Here is an 18,190-nt window from a genome sequence, read left to right as displayed (position 1 = left end):
CAAACGGCTGGAATGTCGCAATGTCTTCATATTTTTCCCGATCTAACGGCTTGTCGTCAGGCGCGGTTTGGAATAGGCTAAAGACAGACCAGCTTCAACATAGAAAGGACGCGAAATTTTTGCGAGCCCAAACTTATTTACTGAGCTTCTTACTAATTGCCATCTTGTTTTTGGCTGCCTGTGGCCAAGGCATTGACGACCCATTGAATTGGGAAACAGAAGAATTCACATTCACTGACCATAATAATGAAGATTTCGGATCCAGCGACCTCGAAGGAAAAGTGTGGCTGGCCGATTTTGTCTTCACCAATTGCACCACTGTCTGTCTGCCGATGATGGCGAATATGAAAGGCGTCCAGGAAGAACTTCAAGCGCAAGGGCTTGATGTCGAAATCGTTTCATTCAGCGTAGACCCGACCGTCGACACCCCAGAAACCTTGAAATCTTATGCGGAAAACTACGATGTCGATTTAACCAGCTGGCATCTGCTGACGGGCTACTCCCAGGAAGAGATCGCCGACTTTGCGCTTGAAAACTTCAAGGCGATTGCCCAGAAGCCGCAAGATGACGATCAAGTGATCCATGGCACTTCGTTTTATTTGATCGACCACGAAGGCGTCATCATGAAAGACTATGATGGCCTGAACCCCCCGGTTGAAGATATCGTCCGCGATGCGGAGATTCTCGTCGAGGAGGCGGGAGGATGAAACGCAAACCGCTCGTCATAGTTGCTGTAGTCGTGCTCATTGCTGCTGCGGCTGCCTGGTTTTTCATGCCCCAGGAAAACGAACCTTCCACACAAAGCCGGATTGTGCTTGAACATACGCATCGCACGTTTATCGCACCGTCCTGCTTCGAACAATCCGACCCGACGAATTTTCTGGAAGAATCGACGCTTGGCCATGCACAGGAATTGAATTACCCGCCGCATTCCGAATGTACGGAAAAAGCGTTCGAAAGCAATAACGACAGCCCGGCAGTCCGGTTATTGAAAGAACTAGGGCTGATGGAAAAAACGCAAACCGATTGGTGAATGGGCAGGGCTTCGGCTCTGTCTTTTGTTATTTCAGCAAGCGTACACAGACGGGAGCGACCGTGTCGACACTATCCGCTGTCTCGCCTGGCATCCCGTCTTCGCCGATTTTCTTGACGGCGATCGTTCCCGACTCTTCATGCGCGATGACAATCCACGGGCTATTAGGCACCAATGTGAAATGGCGCGGCCCCGCTCCTCCGGCATCCGCATGGCCAACCGATTCCAGTAAGCCTTCCGCAACCTGGAACACGGCTATGCTGTCATGGCCTCGATTTGAAACATAGACAAAGCGCCCGTCTCCCGATACGGCAATTTCAGCGGAAGTGTTAGTTCCTGTGAAATGTTCCGGCAGTGCTGAAATGTTCTGTACCTCTTTCAAGCCCTTGCCTTCTAGCGCATAAACAGAAACGGTCGAATCGAGTTCATTCACGCCGTAAGCGAAATCATCGGATGGATGAAACGCCAGATGCCTTGGCCCTGCACCAGGTGCCGTCTTGGTCACAGCTTCCTGCTCAAGCTTTCCTGAATGAAGGTCAAGACGGTAGCGGACAATTGCGTCCATTCCGAGATCGGAGACGAAAAAGCGATTCGTTCCCGGCAATTGAAAAGCCGAATGCGGATGGGCGGCATCTTGCCGATCCGCATTCGCCCCGCTTCCTTTATGGCGCTTGGAATCGGTCATTTCACCAATCGACCCGTCCGCAGAAAGCGGATGAACCGTGACGTGCGCTCCGGAATACGTGGCGGAAACCGCCCATTGCCCGTCTTCATCGATCGTGATATGGGCTGGATGGTCGCCCCCCGCTTTTTGGCGGTTCAGTTCTTGAATCAAGCCTTTTTGGGGATTTAGCCAATAGGCGACCACTTCTCCATCGCCTGTTTCACTGACCGCGACAAAGCTGGTGCCGTTTGGATGGACCGCCAGGAATGAAGGGCGCTCCACTCCCGCCACCTCTGCTTGTTTTGTCAATTTTCCTGTAGCAGATTCTAATTCCCAAAGCGTGATACCCGCCTGTTCAGCAGTCGCATAGGATCCGCTTAATATGTATGTGCTGCTCATCCTATCCCTCCTTTTTTTCTCTACCCTTTATCTTCATCAAGCTGCGGTGGAAAGTTCTTTATATTTTCACTTCCCTCTTTCAATTCGCCGATGCAGTGCGGTAAAGTGGTGAAGTGGAAACTTACATTATTTAAAACAGAAAGAGAGTGGTTGCGTTGAATTTCCCTTTGTCCGTCCGTGAGAAAAGCATCGTCTGCACAGGTTTTATGGGAGCCGGAAAAACGACAGTCGGCAAATTATTGGCACGCCGGCTTTACCGCGATTTTATTGACATCGATGAAGAAATCGAAAAGGCATTCGGCTTGCCGATCCCGGAAATTTTTAAGGCCTACGGGGAAAAAGCGTTTCGCGACAAAGAGCGGGAACTGATCCAGTCGTTTGGCAGCCAGCCCTTGCTCGTGATTTCTGTCGGGGGCGGCGCTTTTCTAAAGGAAGAAAACCGTAATCATTGCCTGGCCAACTGCACCGTCCTGTATTTCGATATTTCTTGGGATTCCTGGAAAGAACGCATTCATGTGCTGACAGAAACGCGTCCGCTCCTTAAAGATAAGACCTTACAAGAGATGGAGCAGCTTTTCCGCGAGCGCCAATCGATTTATGCAGCCAACCACTCAGAGTTTCAAGTCGATGATTTTGAAGCCGTGGAAGCTGCCGAGTATTTGGCCGATTCGTTGAAAATGTCCTGGGATATCCATGCGCCGCAAGCTTAATAGATGCACAAAAACCCGCCATTCATCACTTGAATGGCGGGTTTCCTATTATCCATATTGCGCTTTCGCAAGGTCGAATAAGCCCGCTTTTTTCAAATAGCTTTCCGGTGCCAAGAACGTCACGGTGACCACGCCTGGATGGCGGCCGATTTCGATTGATCCGGTCACCGTGGCACGGTTCATAATTTCTGGCACTGTGACACCGAACAAATCCGCAGCACGCTGCATGCCATTTTCCGTTGCATCGTTCAAGGTCGGCCCTGATCCGACAAATGACACCGGCAGCGAATCTTCCAGCTTTTCTACGCCAAAACGTTCAGCGAGTTTTTGGGCGGATGCTTTTTCCGCTTCCGTGAACGGCTTTGCGGTATAGGGTAGATCTTCGACGTTCGGGAACAGGATGGGCCCAGCGTTTCCAAGCCCTTTCAACACATGTACCTGCAAATGGCTGATACCCGATACATCGGAAGTATGCCCTGCAATTTCACCGTCTCCTTGCATGGCGTGCATATCTCCCAAATAGACACCGCCGCCTTTCACTTTGACCGGGCATACGAGAACTGCGCCGGCGCGCACGCGGCTGATGTCCATATGGCCATCTGTCCGGTGCGTTTCGAGCTCTTCCTGCGTGCTCGTGTATTCATGAGGCGCCCCGACAAGAAACGACCCAAAATCACCCGCATTGTGCGAGTCGGGCGTCGGGCGGGAGGGTGTCGTGCCGAGCTGCCCGAGAAACGGGCGCATGCGCGCGATCGTACCGACCAAATCATGCGGTGCAAATGTGACCACAGGGTTTTGCACCGAATGTTCAGGAGTTTTCATGTATTCTTTGCCGTCTTGCGCAATGGTTTCTGCTGCTTGTTTTGACACCGTAATGCCGACATCGCCTTTGTCGCTGAACGTCATCGTGTAGCCGTGCGTAAATTCAAACGGGCTGACGTCTTCACCGCAATTGGCACAGCGGATCGCACCGCTGCCAACGCCCTTAATCACCGTTTCGGGATACAATGTCCCACAGCCCGGACATTTCACTGCCACAAACGGATCGCCCAGAAAGCGCCCTTCGATCGGCTTGTCATTTCCGGAAGCCGTAGCAAGTGAAGTCACTTCCACCGACTTGATGCGGATCACGATCGCATCGCCTGGCTCTGCACCTTCAACGTAAACCGGCTGCGTCACTTCATGGCCGCCCCGGATGCACGGCGTGATCATCGGCCCCCAGCATCCCGGCGCGGTGTGGGCAATAATGTGCCCGCCGTCCTTCACAGGGCCGAGCATTTCCTTGTCAGGATCGAGCACTCCATTGACATAACGGTTGACCAATAAGGTATCGACAGCATTCTCGGACATTAGACAGCCTCCCTTTTCTATATTTTCTAAATTATATGACAAAAGGGATCTACTTTCAATTAAGACCCAAAAATGCCCGAAGAACCGTTAAGCTCTTCGGGCATTTTTTTTAACTCCAGAAATACAGTAAAGTCTGGACGAATACTTGGATCATGATATAGAAAGCAATGGCGAATTTTAAATTGAAGCGCAAGCCATTGCGGATGCCACTCAACCCGTTGACGCTGCTTAAGATGATCACCGGCATGACAAACGGCGACAGGATGATCGAGATGACGCTACCTGAGGTCACCGCAAGCACGATTAGTTCAGGCGGAAACGGCAGCACCGCCGATTCCAATACCCCTGTCACGAGAACGATGACCGGCAGCGGCCCGAGCCCGATAAAGCCCAAGAAGATGACGATAAACGGAATCAGGAACAACAAATTCAAAAACGGCACATGGCCGGTCAAATAATTCATCGCCCCGATGACGTAATCGCCGACTGCGGATTGATTGAGCGCATAAATGAGCAAGCCAGCAGCGAGCAGGATGCTGAACTGTTGGGCTTGCCTCGATACACCTTCTCTATAATAAATCGCCGCTTCCCGTGCATAGCTTCCTGTCCGTCTCTTGAGCAGGAAGTACAGAAAGGTCCAGACAAGAATGACCAGCGGGATGACGACAAGAAAGTCAGCGCCCGTCCATTCGTGGAGGATGAAGATCGTGCCGAACAGCGAGATGAACAGAAAAGCGAATTCGGCTACGTCTTTGTTCCAGCTGCCGGCATTTCGGGAGTTCGCCACCGCCTTATCGATTTCATTCGTCAGCACGGCCGAGAAATCCTTGCCGTAGCGTTTCTCATCCGCCGTCGCAAAGGCCACAGACAACAAGGTCCCGGCAATGGCTGCGCCGAGGCCGAGTAGCATCGACTTCCATAACACCGCATCCATTGCGCCCACCGCGAAGATGAAGCTCGGAATGCTGATGACCCACATGGTCGACAAGGCGAAGCCGCGTAGAATCGCAGTGCCCTTGTAATTTTCCCATGCTTCATCTTTATGGTCTTTCAAAAATGAATCGATGAACCTGTACATCATCGGCACGACCCCGAACAACAAGAAATGCGAGATGATCTGCGTCATCCCCATCAGTCCTGCGTAAAAAGTTTGGCTCTTGTTCAGCCATTTGTTGCCGAAGCTCATGATCTCTTCTATGTAAGGCTCTTCCCTGAGCACCCAGCTGATCATCGGAACAATCAGCAATAAGGCGATCAGGCTTTTCATCTGGACGAACGCTGACGCCAGATCCTGCCAGAAATTCTGGCTCGTCGCCGCCAGCACGCCGATTGCGGTGACCGCGAGGAATGTCTGCAGCTGCAACTTGCGGAGCGGCAACACGCCGAACGCAAACACCAAACTGAATAAGCCGGCAATCGGCAGCATCGCCTCGGTCCAAGAATTGGCATAAAAATACTGGATGAAATGAAGAACGGCATATATAAGTACAGATAGAGTGAATCCTTTTTTCGCTAATGCCCTCATCTGCAAGCCCTCCTTCCGTATACGGCAAATAGTTGTAAACACATACCGCCTATTTTACACCTTTTACCTTTCCATTGCGGCTACAAAGGCTTTCTTTTCATTCAAAAGACAGGATTTTCATTTTCTAGAAAAACTTTTTTGAATAATTTGTTTACGAAAACCCAATAAGTGGAAGGTAGACAATAAGAAATATAATTATTTCAATAGTTGTTTTTATTTTCAGTCATTTCTATGATATGCTCTAGCCACACGGAGAACGATCCCTTGCAGAAGCTCAGCATCCGCTGGTTCTACTGGGTTGATTCACGCTTAGATCTGCTGTTGTCAACGGGCGGATTGCCATTGATATTTTATTTTACTGGAGGGCTAGTAATGGGAATCACAAGGAGTTTTTTTATCGCATTATCCAATAACCGGCTATTGAACAGCGGAGCTAAAAAATGGGGCTTTCAGCTGGGCGCTGCAAAAGTCGTTGCTGGAACCGATATTCCGAATATGATGGCGTCCGTTCGCGCATTGAATGAGGACGGCATTTCCGCCACTATTGACCGGCTCGGGGAATTCGTCACCAGCCGCGCAGAAGCCACACAAGCAAAAAACGAAATCATCCAAACAGCCGAAGCTATCACAAAAGCCGGAGTGGATGCCCATTTATCCGTTAAATTGACACAAATCGGGCTCGATATCGATGACCAATTCTGCCTGGAAAATATCCGTGAAATTGCGGCTGAAGCAGAACAGCGAGGAATTTACGTCAACCTGGATATGGAAAATTACGAGCATCTCCAACCCACTCTCGATATATTGCATACTTTAAGAGAGGAATTCGACAGTGTCGGAAGCGTTATCCAGGCTTATCTCTTCCGCTCGGAACAAGACTTGGACGCACTCCAAAACGTCAGGCTGCGGCTTGTGAAAGGAGCCTACCAGGAAAGCGAACAAGTGGCGTATCAATCCGCTGAGGAAGTGGATGCCAATTTCCTTAAGCTTATCAAGCTGCGGCTTGACCAGCCGGTGTTCACCTCAATCGCTACGCATGACCACCATATTATCAATGCAGCGATTGACTATATAAAAGAACAAGGCATCCCAAAAGACCGTTTTGAATTCCAAATGCTCTACGGCTTCCGCACGGATTTGTTGAAGGAGCTGTCAGAAGAATACCAGGTGACGTCTTATGTCCCGTTCGGCAAAGATTGGTACGGTTACTTCATGAGACGACTCGCTGAACGGCCACAGAACATCCAATTGGTGTTAAAAGGCGCGCTCTCCAAATCCTCATGAAACCGAAAAAGCAGCCCGGGTTGAAAACCCAGGCTGCTTTTTCTTTGCTATTCAAGCGGGCGCGCATACACTGGCGGCAGTTCCGCCAATAAACGTTTTCGGTACTGCTCGTATTGCTTCGGCAATTTCAATTCCTCACCGAGCGCGTCGGGGCTTTCGTCAATCGTGAAGCCTGGTGGGTCAGTGGCAATTTCAAAGAGCAGATCGCCATATTCACGGAAATAAATCGACCGGAAATAATTGCGGTCTTGGACAGGCGTAACGCCGAGCCCATAAGCTTCAATGCGGTTTTTCCATTCCAATTGATCGACGTCGTCGTCCGCACGGAATGCGATGTGATGGACGGTGCCAACGCCCATTTGGCCCGTTCCGACACGGGTTTGCTTGATATCCAATATGTTTCCAAACTCACCATCCGAGACAAAGCGGACATAATCGCCTTGCTCTTCTTTACGCACGAAGCCAATCACTTCTTCCAATAATTCGGCAGTTTTGGCCGCATTGGCCGTAAACAATATAGCGCCGGCAAAGCCTTTGATGGCATTTTCTTGTGTAATGCCGCCTCCGGTCCATCCGCTCGCTTCGCCCATTCCGCGCTCCACCAGTTCCAGCTCGAGGCCATGCGGGTCTTGAAAACGCAAATACGGTTCACCGAAGCGCGTGTGCTCTTCGAACACAACATTATGGCTCTCCAGCCGGTTGCGCCAAAATGAAAAAGCGCCTTCCGGAACAGCAAAAGCCGTAACGCCGACTTGGCCGTCTCCCACTTTCCCTTGATAGGCTTTGCCCCACGGGAAAAAGGTCATGATAGTGCCGGGCCATCCCTGGTCGTTCCCGAAATATAAATGGTACGTACCCGGATCGTCGAAGTTCACCGTTTTCTTGACGAGGCGCATACCGAGCACCCCTGCATAAAAATCGGTGTTTTCCTGCGCTTCCCCGACAATCGCTGTAATGTGATGAATTCCTTTTGTTTTTTCACCCATGTATATTCACTCCCTCTTTTTCGACATGACCATCATATCATGACAAACCTGATTGCATATTGCCTTCACTCAGGGCGCTGGCCTTTTGGCTCATGGCGTTGTTTAATCGTCAATTTCTTCGCTTTTTCCAACTCCTCTTTCTGCCGCTCCTTGCTTTCTTCAATGTCTTCTTTCTCACGGCGTTCTTTTTCCTGTTGCTCTGCTGAGTAATCTTCATCGTCTTCAATGATGTCTTTTTGATTTTCCTTCATCTCTTCTACTTTTTCCATTTCCTCTTCGTATTGCTCTTCGACTTCGGTTGTCGATGGCAGGAAAGGTTCATCATTAAAATCGGTGCGTTTTCCATAGCGCAGCATTTCATAGATGATCATGCCGTTGTTTGGCATGCCATTCGCCGTTTTCATCGGCACAGCGTCAAACAGCACAAAATAGAAACCGTAGAACACAAACCGGTTCCAGAAAGTCTCGTATTGATCCAAAACCCCATTGGCAACTAGTGCGTTGACGACGAATGCCACGATGACATTTGCCAAAATCGGGCCGGCATAAAGCATGATGTATGCGAATTTGCTTTGCCTCTTCAAATCATCGTAGGCAAACCAACTATATAAATGATAATATTTTCTCACGTCAAACATGCCGATCTTGAAGACTCGGGGACCTGAACCGATTGTTAAACGCGGATTCTTCGCGCCAAGCAAAGCACTAACGATTAAATAGCCTGCTTCTCGGATAAAGACAACGACCGGTAAAATGATAAATGCAGATATGACCAGTGCTATCAAATCGCTCAATCCGAACATGAAAACCCCTCCTTCAACTCTTAGAAATGACCCATTGGCCTCTCCTCTAAATACCCGATTTGGCAGGCGTCGAACCCCCAATACCTTACAGTTCCATTTCAATTTCATGACAGTTAATCTTTTGAGGAGCAGGATGGCACGTGATAGGATGACAATAAGCTTGATTGAATTTTCGGTGTAGCTGCCGTGCAGAGGATGGAACTCATGAAACGCAAACGATCCGTTTCCAAAAAAACACTTGCACTTCTCGCAGCGGCTTTCTTAGCCTCTGCTGGATTTGTGCTGGCCAGCCAGTTGACGGAAGAGCAGAAAGCTGCCCCGATTATTGGCTCTGCCATATATAGCCCGCCTCCGAATTTTGCGGAAGTCGCTTCCCATGTCGAGGTCGTCAAAGACATTCGCTATCATGCGTCCGACAACGCCTTCATGGACCTCTACTATCCAGCAGACGCTACCGGCCCCTTGCCGGTTATCTTATGGATCCATGGCGGCGGCTTTATCGGCGGTTCCAAAGACAGCCGCCAGGATTATGGCATGACGCTGGCAAATGCCGGCTATCTGGTCGCCAATATCGACTATGCATTGGCGCCTGGCCAATTATATCCGGGACCTGTCATCCAGGCCAATGAGGCTTTGAAGTTTTTACATGAATCCGCTATACAGTACGGCGGCGATATGGAACGGATTTTTGTCGGCGGTGATTCCGCCGGCGCGCAGATCGCCAGCCAGCTGGCCGCCCTGCAGACCAACCCGGATCTCGCTGAAACGATGGGCTTATCGTCAACCGTTTCCCCTCAACAATTGCGCGGGGCAATATTATTCTGTGGATTATACGATATGGCAACCGTGCGCGAATCCGGCTTCCCGAATATCGATTTCTTCTTGAACGCCTATACGGGTGCCGAAAGTTTTGAGACATTCGGCAACATCCATGAAATGTCGACCATCCAGCACGTGACGCCCGCTTATCCGGACGTCTTCATATCAGCGGGCGACGCCGACCCACTGGAGCCGCAATCGGTCGCACTTGCCGATAGCCTGCGCATCAAAGGCGTCGATGTCACTGATGTCTTTTTCCGCGGCACCGATAAGAACCTGAAGCATGAATACCAATACGCCTTGGACACGAACGATGGACAGGAAACTCTCCAGAAGACATTGGAATTCCTGCTCGAAAAAAGCCAGGCGCAAAAATAAAAGCTGTCCCCTCGCGTTACGAAGGGACAGCTTTTTCTATTCACCCATGGGGTGTGACTGCTTGATTGGATTGTACCGCTTGCGCCTCGCGTTTTCGTTTGCGGGACGGCAGCATATGGAAGATGACGTTCAAACCGATCGCCGTCAAGCTCCCGGCAACGATGCCGTTGCTCGTCAAGATCTGGACGCCTGCAGGCAATAGCGCGAACAATTCCGGAACGACCGTTACGCCGAGCCCTATGCCGACAGAACAAGCGACGATCATGGAGTTTTCCTGCGATTCCGAGATGACGCCGCTGAGCATTTTAATGCCTTGTGCGATGACCATGCCGAACATCGCGATCATCGCCCCGCCAAGCACCGGTGTCGGAATGATCGTCGTCATGGCGCCGATTTTCGGCACGAACCCAAGAACGATCAACATGATGGCCGCGATAAAGATGATCTTGCGCGACTTCACGCCGGACATTTGGATCAACCCGACGTTTTGCGAGTAGGCCGTATACGGGAACGCGTTGAAAATTCCCCCGAGGAAAATCGCCAAGCCTTCAGAACGATAACCTTTCGCCAAATCTTTTTCATTGATGTCTTTTTTCGTGATATCACTAAGGGCGAAGTAGACCCCTGTCGATTCGACAAGTGACACAAGCGCTACTAGGATCATCGTCAGGATCGCGGACCATTCGAATGTCGGCATTCCGAAATAGAACGGCTCCACCATATGGAAATACGACGCTTCTGCGATTGGCGTGAAATCGACTTTGCCCATAAATCCGGCAACGACCGTTCCGGCAATCAAGCCGACGAGGATCGACACGGCGCGCATAAAGCCGCGGGAGAATTTATAAAGGAAAATGATAAAGGCTAGTGTCCCGAAAGCTAAGGCGATATTGGACAGCGAACCGAAATCTTCCGCGCCTTGCCCGCCGCCCATATTATTGATGGCGACCGGAATAAGTGTGATGCCGATGATGGTGACGACTGAACCAGTCACGACCGGCGGGAAAAAGCGGACGAGGCTGCCGAAAAATCCGGAAACGACAATGACGAATAGGCCAGAAACGAGAATCGACCCGTAAATTGCCGAAATGCCATATTGGCCGCCAATGGCAATCATCGGGCCGACCGCCGTGAATGTACAGCCAAGCACGACCGGCAAGCCGATGCCGAAAAAGCGGGAATTGAACACTTGCAGCAGCGTCGCAACGCCGCACAGCAAAATATCGATCGAAACGAGGTACGTCAATTGCTCCGGCGTCAACCCGAGCGCTGCCCCAACAATCAAGGGAACGAGAATCGCTCCCGCATACATCGCCAGGACATGTTGAAGGCCGAGTGCCGCTTCTCCGAAGGCTTTTTTCATCAGTTCGGCACCTCCCCGTAAAACTCCACGTGGCCAGGTTCCATCCATTTAATATTCGCCAATGTTTCCACGCGGATGCCTTTATCGCGCAGCAATTTCCCGCCTGGCTGGAATCCTTTTTCAATGACGATGCCGATGCCTGCACATGCCGCACCAGCTTGTTCAACGATATCGAGCAAGCCGAGTGCTGCTTGGCCATTCGCCAGGAAATCATCGATGATCATCACGACATCGTCTTTCCCGAGAAAATCACGGGACACGGAGATATCGTTCGTTTCATTTTTGGTAAAGGAATGGACAGGGGCTGTGTACAAACCATCCGTCAAGGTCAGCGATTTACGCTTTCTCGCGAAGACGACCGGCACGCCGAGCGATAGGCCGGCCATGACTGCAGGCGCGATGCCTGACGATTCAATCGTCAAAATCTTTGTGATTCCCGCTGCTTTAAAACGGGAAGCGAACTCTTCCCCGATCGCTTGCATCAAGGCCGGGTCGATTTGGTGGTTCAAAAATGAATCAACTTTCAATACGGCTTCGGACAAAACCCGCCCGTCCGCTAGAATCTTTTCTTCCAACTGCTTCATGTTTTCCGCTCCTTTTCCCGCATCCTCCGCACAAAAGCCCGGAGGACGCGCATCCATTCATAACCATGAGTGGAGCAAGGTCCTCCGGGCTTTCCCGAAAGGAAACGCAAAAGGAAGCCGCCTGTCGAAATAGGCGGTTTCTTTTCGTTCCATTGCTTCTCATAGTCAGTCCGTTTACGGCGGACCGGTAGAAACTTGCGGGCCATATTCCCGCTATTATATGAGTGAATATTCTTTTGAATGGACTTATTATAGCATGTCCAAATGGCCTTTCAAGAGCCGCATTAATTAAAAAACTATTCAGAATCCGCAAAGCATCAGTGAAGTTCGATCAGACCAAGTTTACTATAATAGGTTAAATTAAAGGTTGATGATACCTAAAGAGATTGGTGAAATCGCTCCAGGCGGACGCTTTCGGGCCCACAGGATGTGGGTCATGCAGCTGGCGCGACAGGACGTCGCGATGCCAGCTGCCAGGGCATGGCTTCAGCCACCCCTTGTTCGCTAAGGACTGAGTTCAAAACTCAGCTGCTCCCACATCTGCGAGGCAGATGCGTCGCAAATGAACAAGCTCAAGTGCCTTTCGCTTATTCATTAGTCGCCGCCTTCCACTCTTTCATCAAGTAGACAAACAATAAAATAGTGGGTCTTTCAACTTCACCTGCTAATGAACGAATAGGGTGTGATTTGATGATTTCCGTTTTTTTGAAATATCGTTTCGTGTAGGTAATGATTTAACTTATATAGTTTAGTGTCCGTTCGCCTCACGCAGATGCTTGTTCAGTTCAGCGCGGATTTGGGGCGGAATCGGCTCACTGTGCTGCTGTGCCAGATTGAAATTGACATAGACGGCGCGGTTTTTTGCGCATAAGTGCCCTTCCTGGTGCAGTTCCTCGTACAACTCGAGGCTGCTGTTGCCAATGCGCTCGACCCAAGTATGGACTTCGGCGTCTTTTCCGAAATATACTTGCCCGGTGAATTCGAGCGTCGTTTTGACGATGACCATTTTCCACTTGGAGAAATCGTGGTCCGGCGTAAATAATTCAAAGAGCGGATTGCGGCCGGCTTCGAACCAGACCGGCAAACTCGTGTTGTTGATATGGCCGACCGCATCGGTCTCAGAGACACGCGGCGTAATTGTCGTTTTGTACATGCTTACACACCTCCATTTTTTTAGGAATTGAAAAAAGCGCCTCCGGAAGAGACGCCTTTGTTTACTTGCGCTTTTTGGTGGCACGGCCCAGGATGAATGCTCCGGCAAGCGCCCCGATAGCGATATTGTTCTTTTTCGTGAACACTTGCTTGAATACGAGATTCAAGTTTTGCGGCCGCTCGGCCAGGCGGCGCATGAAATAGGCGTACCAGTCATCGCCGAATGGCACGTATGTGCAGAAGTTATAGCCTTTATTCGCAAGCTCGCGCTGCAACTCTTTGCGGAAGCCGTAAAGCATCTGGAATTCAAATTTATCGTATGAAATATCATGTTCTTTGATGAAGGCTTCGACATGATTGATGATGTGATGGTCGTGTGTCGCGATCGACGTGAATTTGCCGTTCAGCAAATGGTACTCGATCAATTTGATGAAGTTTTCATCGATTTCTTCGCGCGTCTGGTAAGCAACATCTGCCGGCTCTTTGTAAGCGCCTTTGACGATGCGAAGGCGGAAGTCTTTATGTTCCTGCAGATCGTCCATGGCACGGAAGAAATACGCTTGGATGACCGTTCCGATATTATCATAGTCTTTCGAAAGCGCATTCAAAAGATCGTACGACGGCTGGACATGTCCGTAATCTTCCATATCGATATTGATGTGCATATGGTAGTTATGGGCAAGTGCGACAATGTCTTTCAAGTTTTCCAGGCAGAAATCATAATCGATATCCAAGCCGAGCTGGGTCGGTTTCAAGGAAATATGGGCATCGACTTTATTCTTGTGGATCGCTTCGATCATATCCATGATATTCTCTTTCGCTTCGAGCGCTGCTTCCTTTTCGAAAACGAACTCACCCAGGTTGTCGACCGTCGCGCTGATTCCCTGCGCATTCAAACTGCGGATACTTTTAATGGTCTCTTCGATATTGGTCCCGGCCACTACGGTTTGGGCACCTAATTTCAAGCCGTACTTTTTGGCCGCAGCCGTAAGGAGACGGTTTTGAGACAAGCCGATAAACACATCTTTTAACATTGATTTCCCTCCTGATACCATTCAACTGCGTTGATTTCAACAGTCCCAAAAAGGCCATGCCTCGAACGTTGTCAACTTCCTTCATTGTAGTCGTTTTCTTACCACTATGCATCATAATTTTTTAACAGTTTGCAGTGTTTGAAATACTTTTTTAAAACCAGGTCAAAAAATGGACAAAAGTGCCGAAACCGCTGGGGATTCCGACACTTCGGGCGATCATTTATTCAACTGCCAGAATGAATAATTCAACCCGAGCGCAAACGCCACCCAGGCGATATACGGCACCATCAACACTCCGGCCAGTTGGTCAATTTGATAGAATTCATACGCCGCCCAAATGACTGCGCCGAGAAGCGCCGCCATTTCGATGAGTGCTGTTCCCCGCAGCCCCCATTTAAAGAACAAAAACGACCAGAGGAAATTCAAACCGAGCTGAAGTTCATACGGAGCCAGAACCTGCCGCTCCCGCCCGAGTGGTTTGGCTGTTTCTTGCGCGCGGTATTTGGCGACGCCCATCATTTTGTACAGCGCTGTCCAGACGACCGGGAACACCCAACCCGGCGGCGCAAATGAAGGGTTTTTCAGCCGCTCGTATTGCTCGCGGGTGCCTCTATTGGCGAGCGCTCCGACAATCGATCCGCCGACGACTGGGACCAGTATGCTTGCGTCCAAGTTCCTCACATGTATGCGTCCATTGACTGATGCGTCTTCCATGATATTCTCCTCCTTTTTTCTAATAGCCTCACTCTTCTCGCCGTTTATCGACTTTGTACGTGAACTCCAATTCTACCGTGGTCTCGGGCTGGATCCGCACGACGAATTCCACTTTCGAACTGCTTTTTCGTTCATAATCGTGACTGGACGATTCCATTTCCCAGATGGGTTCAACTATCACGTGTTCGACCAGTAAACGGATACTTTCCGTCTTTTCATTTTCAAGTTTGTACACATAAGTGATGTATTCATGGACGCCATGTTTTTCACGCAATTTTTCATGGCTGTCGCTCGTGATGTCCGCCGCTTTTCCGATATGGACACGTAGGTTTTTCCCAGGCGCTGTGTGTTCGATTCGATCTTCGCCGGTGAAAAACACTTCACCTGAATACCCGGCTTCGTATACTTTCACCACGCCTTCCGGAAGCGGCATGCCGAGCCCATTTTCGCTCGTGTTGGGAAATTCGAGTTGGATATCTGCATGTGTATCGCCTGACCTCACTTGATAAGCCCGTTTGAATTGTGCGCCGTGCGCCGAGAATAGCGATAATTGCTTAAGCTGTTCGTTCATGACTGTGACTGGGCGGTTGATCCGGTAGACAAGACGGTCCGGCAAGGTTTCCGCTGTAATCAATGACTCTTGCATGCGCGAATACAAAATCGGTGAATCGCCATTATTCATTTCCTCTTCCCGATGGACATGCCCAGCCACCAAAGCGAGCTCTGCCTTTTCGTAATGCGCACCGCTATGATTCAAAATTTTTATCCAGCCGTCAAATTGAAACCCGTTGTCTTTGATTTCCAATGTGTAATGGGCATGCCATTCCAGGCTTTTCGTCAAATACGAAACCCTGATTTCTTGATCTACCGCTGCTGGCGCTATTTTCCACACCAGTGCGGGCTTCAGCAATAAGCCTTCCGGCAATGCCGGCAGAATCAGTTCCCCGGCCGGATCGATGACGATTTCTTTCGTATCGGCCCGTTCGCCGATGATGCATTCCGACACGCTGAGCAGGCGCATCTCCAGCTCTTCCCCAGTCTCATTGTTGCGCACATGGACATGGCGGTTGATATAGCGTTCCAATAATTTCCCTTTGCTGACCAGGTCATAATCGTAATTCTGCTCCAGGACATCGAGCCCTTTCACAATGATCGAATCCGTCTCCACCCGTTCGGCAACATCCAAAAATTGCACTTCTTCCACTGGGCCGTCCGATTTCAAATAACGCATCTCCCGCACAAGCGCAAATCCCCCGTTATACGCCGCCACTGATAAATGTTTTTGCTCGCTTCGTGTAGACTGCAGTTTCATGGCAACCGCTCCTTTTTGAATCGATTATTCATTCAGCCTATTCATTTCTTTCACCTTAGCACATTCGGCATGGAAGCGACCATTAATAATTGAATATTCAGTCACTAAAACCAAAGAAAAACCCACTCCGGAAATCATCTTCCGAAATGGGTTCTCAAATAAGCGATCGTTTCAATGCGCGCTTCGTCTGTCAGCGGCGATTTCTTTTCGTGAATCAATTCTCCGTAAAGCAATTCTCCCAGAAAACGGACCTCGCCTTCAACTGCCGCCCCTGTCTCTGCATCTACCACTTTCAATTGAATATAGAGGGATTGGCCTTGTTCGACATAATCCACAATTTGCACGCTGGCTGTCATCAGAACAATCCGAGCGCTTGCCCGTCTTCTGCCACATCCATATTGAGTGCAGCAGGTGATTTTGGCAGGCCTGGCATGGTCATGATATCTCCTGTCAGGCAGACGATGAATCCTGCGCCGAGCTTCGGGATCAATTCGCGGATCGTCACCGTGAAGCCTTCCGGGCGCCCGAGCAGTTTCGGCTGATCCGACAAGGAATATTGCGTTTTCGCCATGCAAATCGGCAATGCGTCCCAGCCGTACTTTTTCAGTTCGGCCAATTGTTTCTTTGCTTTATCCGTCAACTGGACATCCGCACCGCCGTAGACTTTCTGAACGATTGTCCGAAGCTTTTCTTCGACGGCGTCTTCTTCTGCATACAGATAGCCGAAATCAGCGCCTTTATCGAGTTGCCGTTTGACGAGTGCCGCAAGGTCAAGCCCGCCAGCTCCGCCTTTGCCCCATACTTCCGTCAGCGCAATCGCTACTTCTTCCGCTTTCGCCCAGTCCATCACTTGCGCGAGTTCCGCATCGCTATCGCCCGTGAAGCGATTGAGTGCTACGACCGGCTCGATGCCAAACTGACGGATCGTCTCCACGTGTTTCGTCAAATTGACGATGCCGCGGCGCACCGCATCCGCGTCTTCTGCGCCGAGCTCTTTCTTATCCACGCCGCCGTGCATTTTCAGCGCACGCACCGTCGCAACGATGACGACCACATCCGGATGGAAGCCGCCTTTGCGTGATTTGATGTGCATGAATTTTTCAGCGCCGAGGTCCGCGCCGAAGCCTGCTTCTGTGACGACGACATCCGCCAGGCTTCTCGCCGTGTTCGTCGCCATCAAGGAATTGCAGCCATGCGCGATGTTCGCAAACGGGCCGCCGTGAATGATCGCGGGCGTTCCTTCGATCGTCTGCACCAAATTGGGCTTGAATGCTTCTTTCAAGAGCAGCGCGAGCGCGCCTTGTGCTTCCAAATCACGGACCGTTACCGGCTCGCGATCATACGTATAGCCGATGACCATGCGGGCCAAGCGTTCTTTTAAGTCTTCTCGAGAAGTGGCGAGGCACAGCACCGCCATGATTTCCGATGCGACCGTTATATCGAAACCATCTTCACGCGGTACGCCTTGCGCAGGGCCGCCGAGACCGATCGTCACGTGGCGCAGCGCCCGGTCGTTCATGTCCAGCGCACGCTTCCATGTAATGCGGCGTGGGTCGATGCGAAGTGCATTCCCTTGGTGCAAATGGTTATCGATCAATGCAGCGAGCGCATTGTTTGCCGACGTGATGGCGTGAATATCGCCTGTGAAATGAAGATTGATGTCTTCCATCGGCAACACTTGTGCAAAGCCGCCGCCTGTCGCGCCGCCTTTGACACCCATGACTGGTCCGAGAGAAGGTTCGCGAAGCGCCACCATGACCGACTCGCCGCTTTGTTTCAATGCGTCCGCAAGTCCCACTGTCACCGTTGATTTTCCTTCGCCTGCCGGTGTCGGGCTGATCGCTGTCACGAGTACGACTTTCCCGTCCTTCGTGGTTTTCGGCAATTTATTCACATCGATTTTCGCTTTGTATTTCCCGTATAATTCCAAAGCGTCTTCCGCAATCCCAGCTTGCTGTGCAATTTCCTGGATCGGCCGGATAGCCGCTTCTTTTGCAATCGTCAAATCGGTCATCGCCATGCATAGTCCCAACTTTCAATTTTTCTTCCCATTATAAACGGGATGCCGGAAAACACAAGC

18 protein-coding genes and 1 riboswitch are annotated in these 18,190 nt (G+C 50.5%); of the genes, 5 read left to right on the top strand and 13 right to left on the bottom strand.

Annotated features, from left to right (window positions below; genetic code table 11):
• Positions 1–119: 119 nt before the first annotated feature.
• Positions 120–707, top strand: coding sequence for an SCO family protein (locus M1Q06_RS01795; RefSeq protein WP_241663043.1), 588 nt, complete (start codon positions 120–122; stop codon positions 705–707).
• The gene (locus tag M1Q06_RS01790) at positions 704–1,033 is read left to right on the top strand and encodes a hypothetical protein (RefSeq protein ID WP_121300789.1); all 330 of its coding nucleotides are present in this window, start codon (positions 704–706) and stop codon (positions 1,031–1,033) included. Before M1Q06_RS01795 ends, M1Q06_RS01790 begins: the two co-directional genes overlap by 4 nt.
• A gap of 28 nt (positions 1,034–1,061) precedes the next feature.
• Here M1Q06_RS01790 and M1Q06_RS01785 read toward each other — a convergent pair whose 3' ends face one another.
• On the bottom strand, positions 1,062–2,096 hold the full coding sequence (locus M1Q06_RS01785; RefSeq protein ID WP_434401212.1) for a lactonase family protein: 1,035 nt from the start codon (positions 2,094–2,096) through the stop codon (positions 1,062–1,064).
• A 206-nt stretch (positions 2,097–2,302) separates the two neighbouring features.
• On the opposite strand from M1Q06_RS01785, the gene M1Q06_RS01780 reads away from it, so the two are divergent.
• On the top strand, positions 2,303–2,806 hold the full coding sequence (locus tag M1Q06_RS01780; RefSeq protein ID WP_121300992.1) for a shikimate kinase: 504 nt from the start codon (positions 2,303–2,305) through the stop codon (positions 2,804–2,806).
• A 48-nt stretch (positions 2,807–2,854) separates the two neighbouring features.
• Here M1Q06_RS01780 and M1Q06_RS01775 read toward each other — a convergent pair whose 3' ends face one another.
• Together M1Q06_RS01775 and M1Q06_RS01770 are read right to left on the bottom strand one after the other, a co-directional pair.
• Complete coding sequence (locus M1Q06_RS01775) at positions 2,855–4,156, bottom strand: acetamidase/formamidase family protein (protein ID WP_121300787.1); 1,302 nt, start codon at positions 4,154–4,156, stop codon at positions 2,855–2,857.
• Positions 4,157–4,265: 109 nt separating this feature from the next.
• Entirely contained in the window at positions 4,266–5,681 is a 1,416-nt protein-coding gene (locus M1Q06_RS01770; RefSeq protein ID WP_434401210.1) for a hypothetical protein, read from the bottom strand.
• A gap of 372 nt (positions 5,682–6,053) precedes the next feature.
• On the opposite strand from M1Q06_RS01770, the gene M1Q06_RS01765 reads away from it, so the two are divergent.
• Positions 6,054–6,965 carry a proline dehydrogenase family protein gene (locus M1Q06_RS01765; RefSeq protein ID WP_434401208.1) on the top strand — a complete coding sequence of 304 codons (912 nt, stop codon included), beginning with the start codon at positions 6,054–6,056 and terminating at the stop codon, positions 6,963–6,965.
• 47 nt (positions 6,966–7,012) lie between these two features.
• On the opposite strand, the gene M1Q06_RS01760 is transcribed toward M1Q06_RS01765, so the two are convergent.
• Complete coding sequence (locus M1Q06_RS01760) at positions 7,013–7,951, bottom strand: ring-cleaving dioxygenase (protein ID WP_434401206.1); 939 nt, start codon at positions 7,949–7,951, stop codon at positions 7,013–7,015.
• A gap of 65 nt (positions 7,952–8,016) precedes the next feature.
• The gene (locus M1Q06_RS01755; protein WP_121300783.1) at positions 8,017–8,754 is read right to left on the bottom strand and encodes a hypothetical protein; all 738 of its coding nucleotides are present in this window, start codon (positions 8,752–8,754) and stop codon (positions 8,017–8,019) included.
• Positions 8,755–8,958: 204 nt separating this feature from the next.
• Between M1Q06_RS01755 and M1Q06_RS01750 the strand changes: the two genes are divergently transcribed.
• On the top strand, positions 8,959–9,951 hold the full coding sequence (locus M1Q06_RS01750; RefSeq protein WP_434401204.1) for an alpha/beta hydrolase: 993 nt from the start codon (positions 8,959–8,961) through the stop codon (positions 9,949–9,951).
• 40 nt (positions 9,952–9,991) lie between these two features.
• On the opposite strand, the gene M1Q06_RS01745 is transcribed toward M1Q06_RS01750, so the two are convergent.
• The 8 genes from M1Q06_RS01745 to M1Q06_RS01710 all read right to left on the bottom strand — a co-directional run bounded on the left by M1Q06_RS01745 (position 9,992) and on the right by M1Q06_RS01710 (position 18,130).
• Entirely contained in the window at positions 9,992–11,314 is a 1,323-nt protein-coding gene (locus tag M1Q06_RS01745) for a nucleobase:cation symporter-2 family protein (protein ID WP_434401202.1), read from the bottom strand.
• A complete protein-coding gene (locus tag M1Q06_RS01740; RefSeq protein WP_121300991.1) occupies positions 11,314–11,898 on the bottom strand; it encodes a xanthine phosphoribosyltransferase in 585 nt (194 codons plus the stop codon). The genes M1Q06_RS01745 and M1Q06_RS01740 overlap by 1 nt, the downstream gene beginning before the upstream one ends.
• A 142-nt stretch (positions 11,899–12,040) precedes the next feature.
• Positions 12,041–12,142: riboswitch (purine riboswitch) on the bottom strand.
• A 504-nt stretch (positions 12,143–12,646) separates the two neighbouring features.
• Positions 12,647–13,051 carry an acyl-CoA thioesterase gene (locus tag M1Q06_RS01735; RefSeq protein WP_434401200.1) on the bottom strand — a complete coding sequence of 135 codons (405 nt, stop codon included), beginning with the start codon at positions 13,049–13,051 and terminating at the stop codon, positions 12,647–12,649.
• A 61-nt stretch (positions 13,052–13,112) separates the two neighbouring features.
• The gene (locus M1Q06_RS01730; protein ID WP_121300779.1) at positions 13,113–14,084 is read right to left on the bottom strand and encodes a proline dehydrogenase family protein; all 972 of its coding nucleotides are present in this window, start codon (positions 14,082–14,084) and stop codon (positions 13,113–13,115) included.
• A 216-nt stretch (positions 14,085–14,300) separates the two neighbouring features.
• Positions 14,301–14,798 carry a TspO/MBR family protein gene (locus tag M1Q06_RS01725; RefSeq protein WP_434401198.1) on the bottom strand — a complete coding sequence of 166 codons (498 nt, stop codon included), beginning with the start codon at positions 14,796–14,798 and terminating at the stop codon, positions 14,301–14,303.
• 28 nt (positions 14,799–14,826) lie between these two features.
• On the bottom strand, positions 14,827–16,110 hold the full coding sequence (locus M1Q06_RS01720) for a DUF4139 domain-containing protein (protein WP_434401196.1): 1,284 nt from the start codon (positions 16,108–16,110) through the stop codon (positions 14,827–14,829).
• A 134-nt stretch (positions 16,111–16,244) separates the two neighbouring features.
• The gene (locus M1Q06_RS01715; RefSeq protein WP_434401194.1) at positions 16,245–16,466 is read right to left on the bottom strand and encodes a hypothetical protein; all 222 of its coding nucleotides are present in this window, start codon (positions 16,464–16,466) and stop codon (positions 16,245–16,247) included.
• On the bottom strand, positions 16,466–18,130 hold the full coding sequence (locus M1Q06_RS01710; RefSeq protein ID WP_434401192.1) for a formate--tetrahydrofolate ligase: 1,665 nt from the start codon (positions 18,128–18,130) through the stop codon (positions 16,466–16,468). Before M1Q06_RS01710 ends, M1Q06_RS01715 begins: the two co-directional genes overlap by 1 nt.
• Between the last annotated feature and the right edge of the window lie 60 nt (positions 18,131–18,190).

This window comes from Planococcus sp. 11815 (assembly GCF_051096385.1).
In the GTDB taxonomy this organism is placed as follows: domain Bacteria; phylum Bacillota; class Bacilli; order Bacillales_A; family Planococcaceae; genus Planococcus; species Planococcus citreus.
This window is presented reverse-complemented; position numbering and strand designations above follow the sequence as displayed.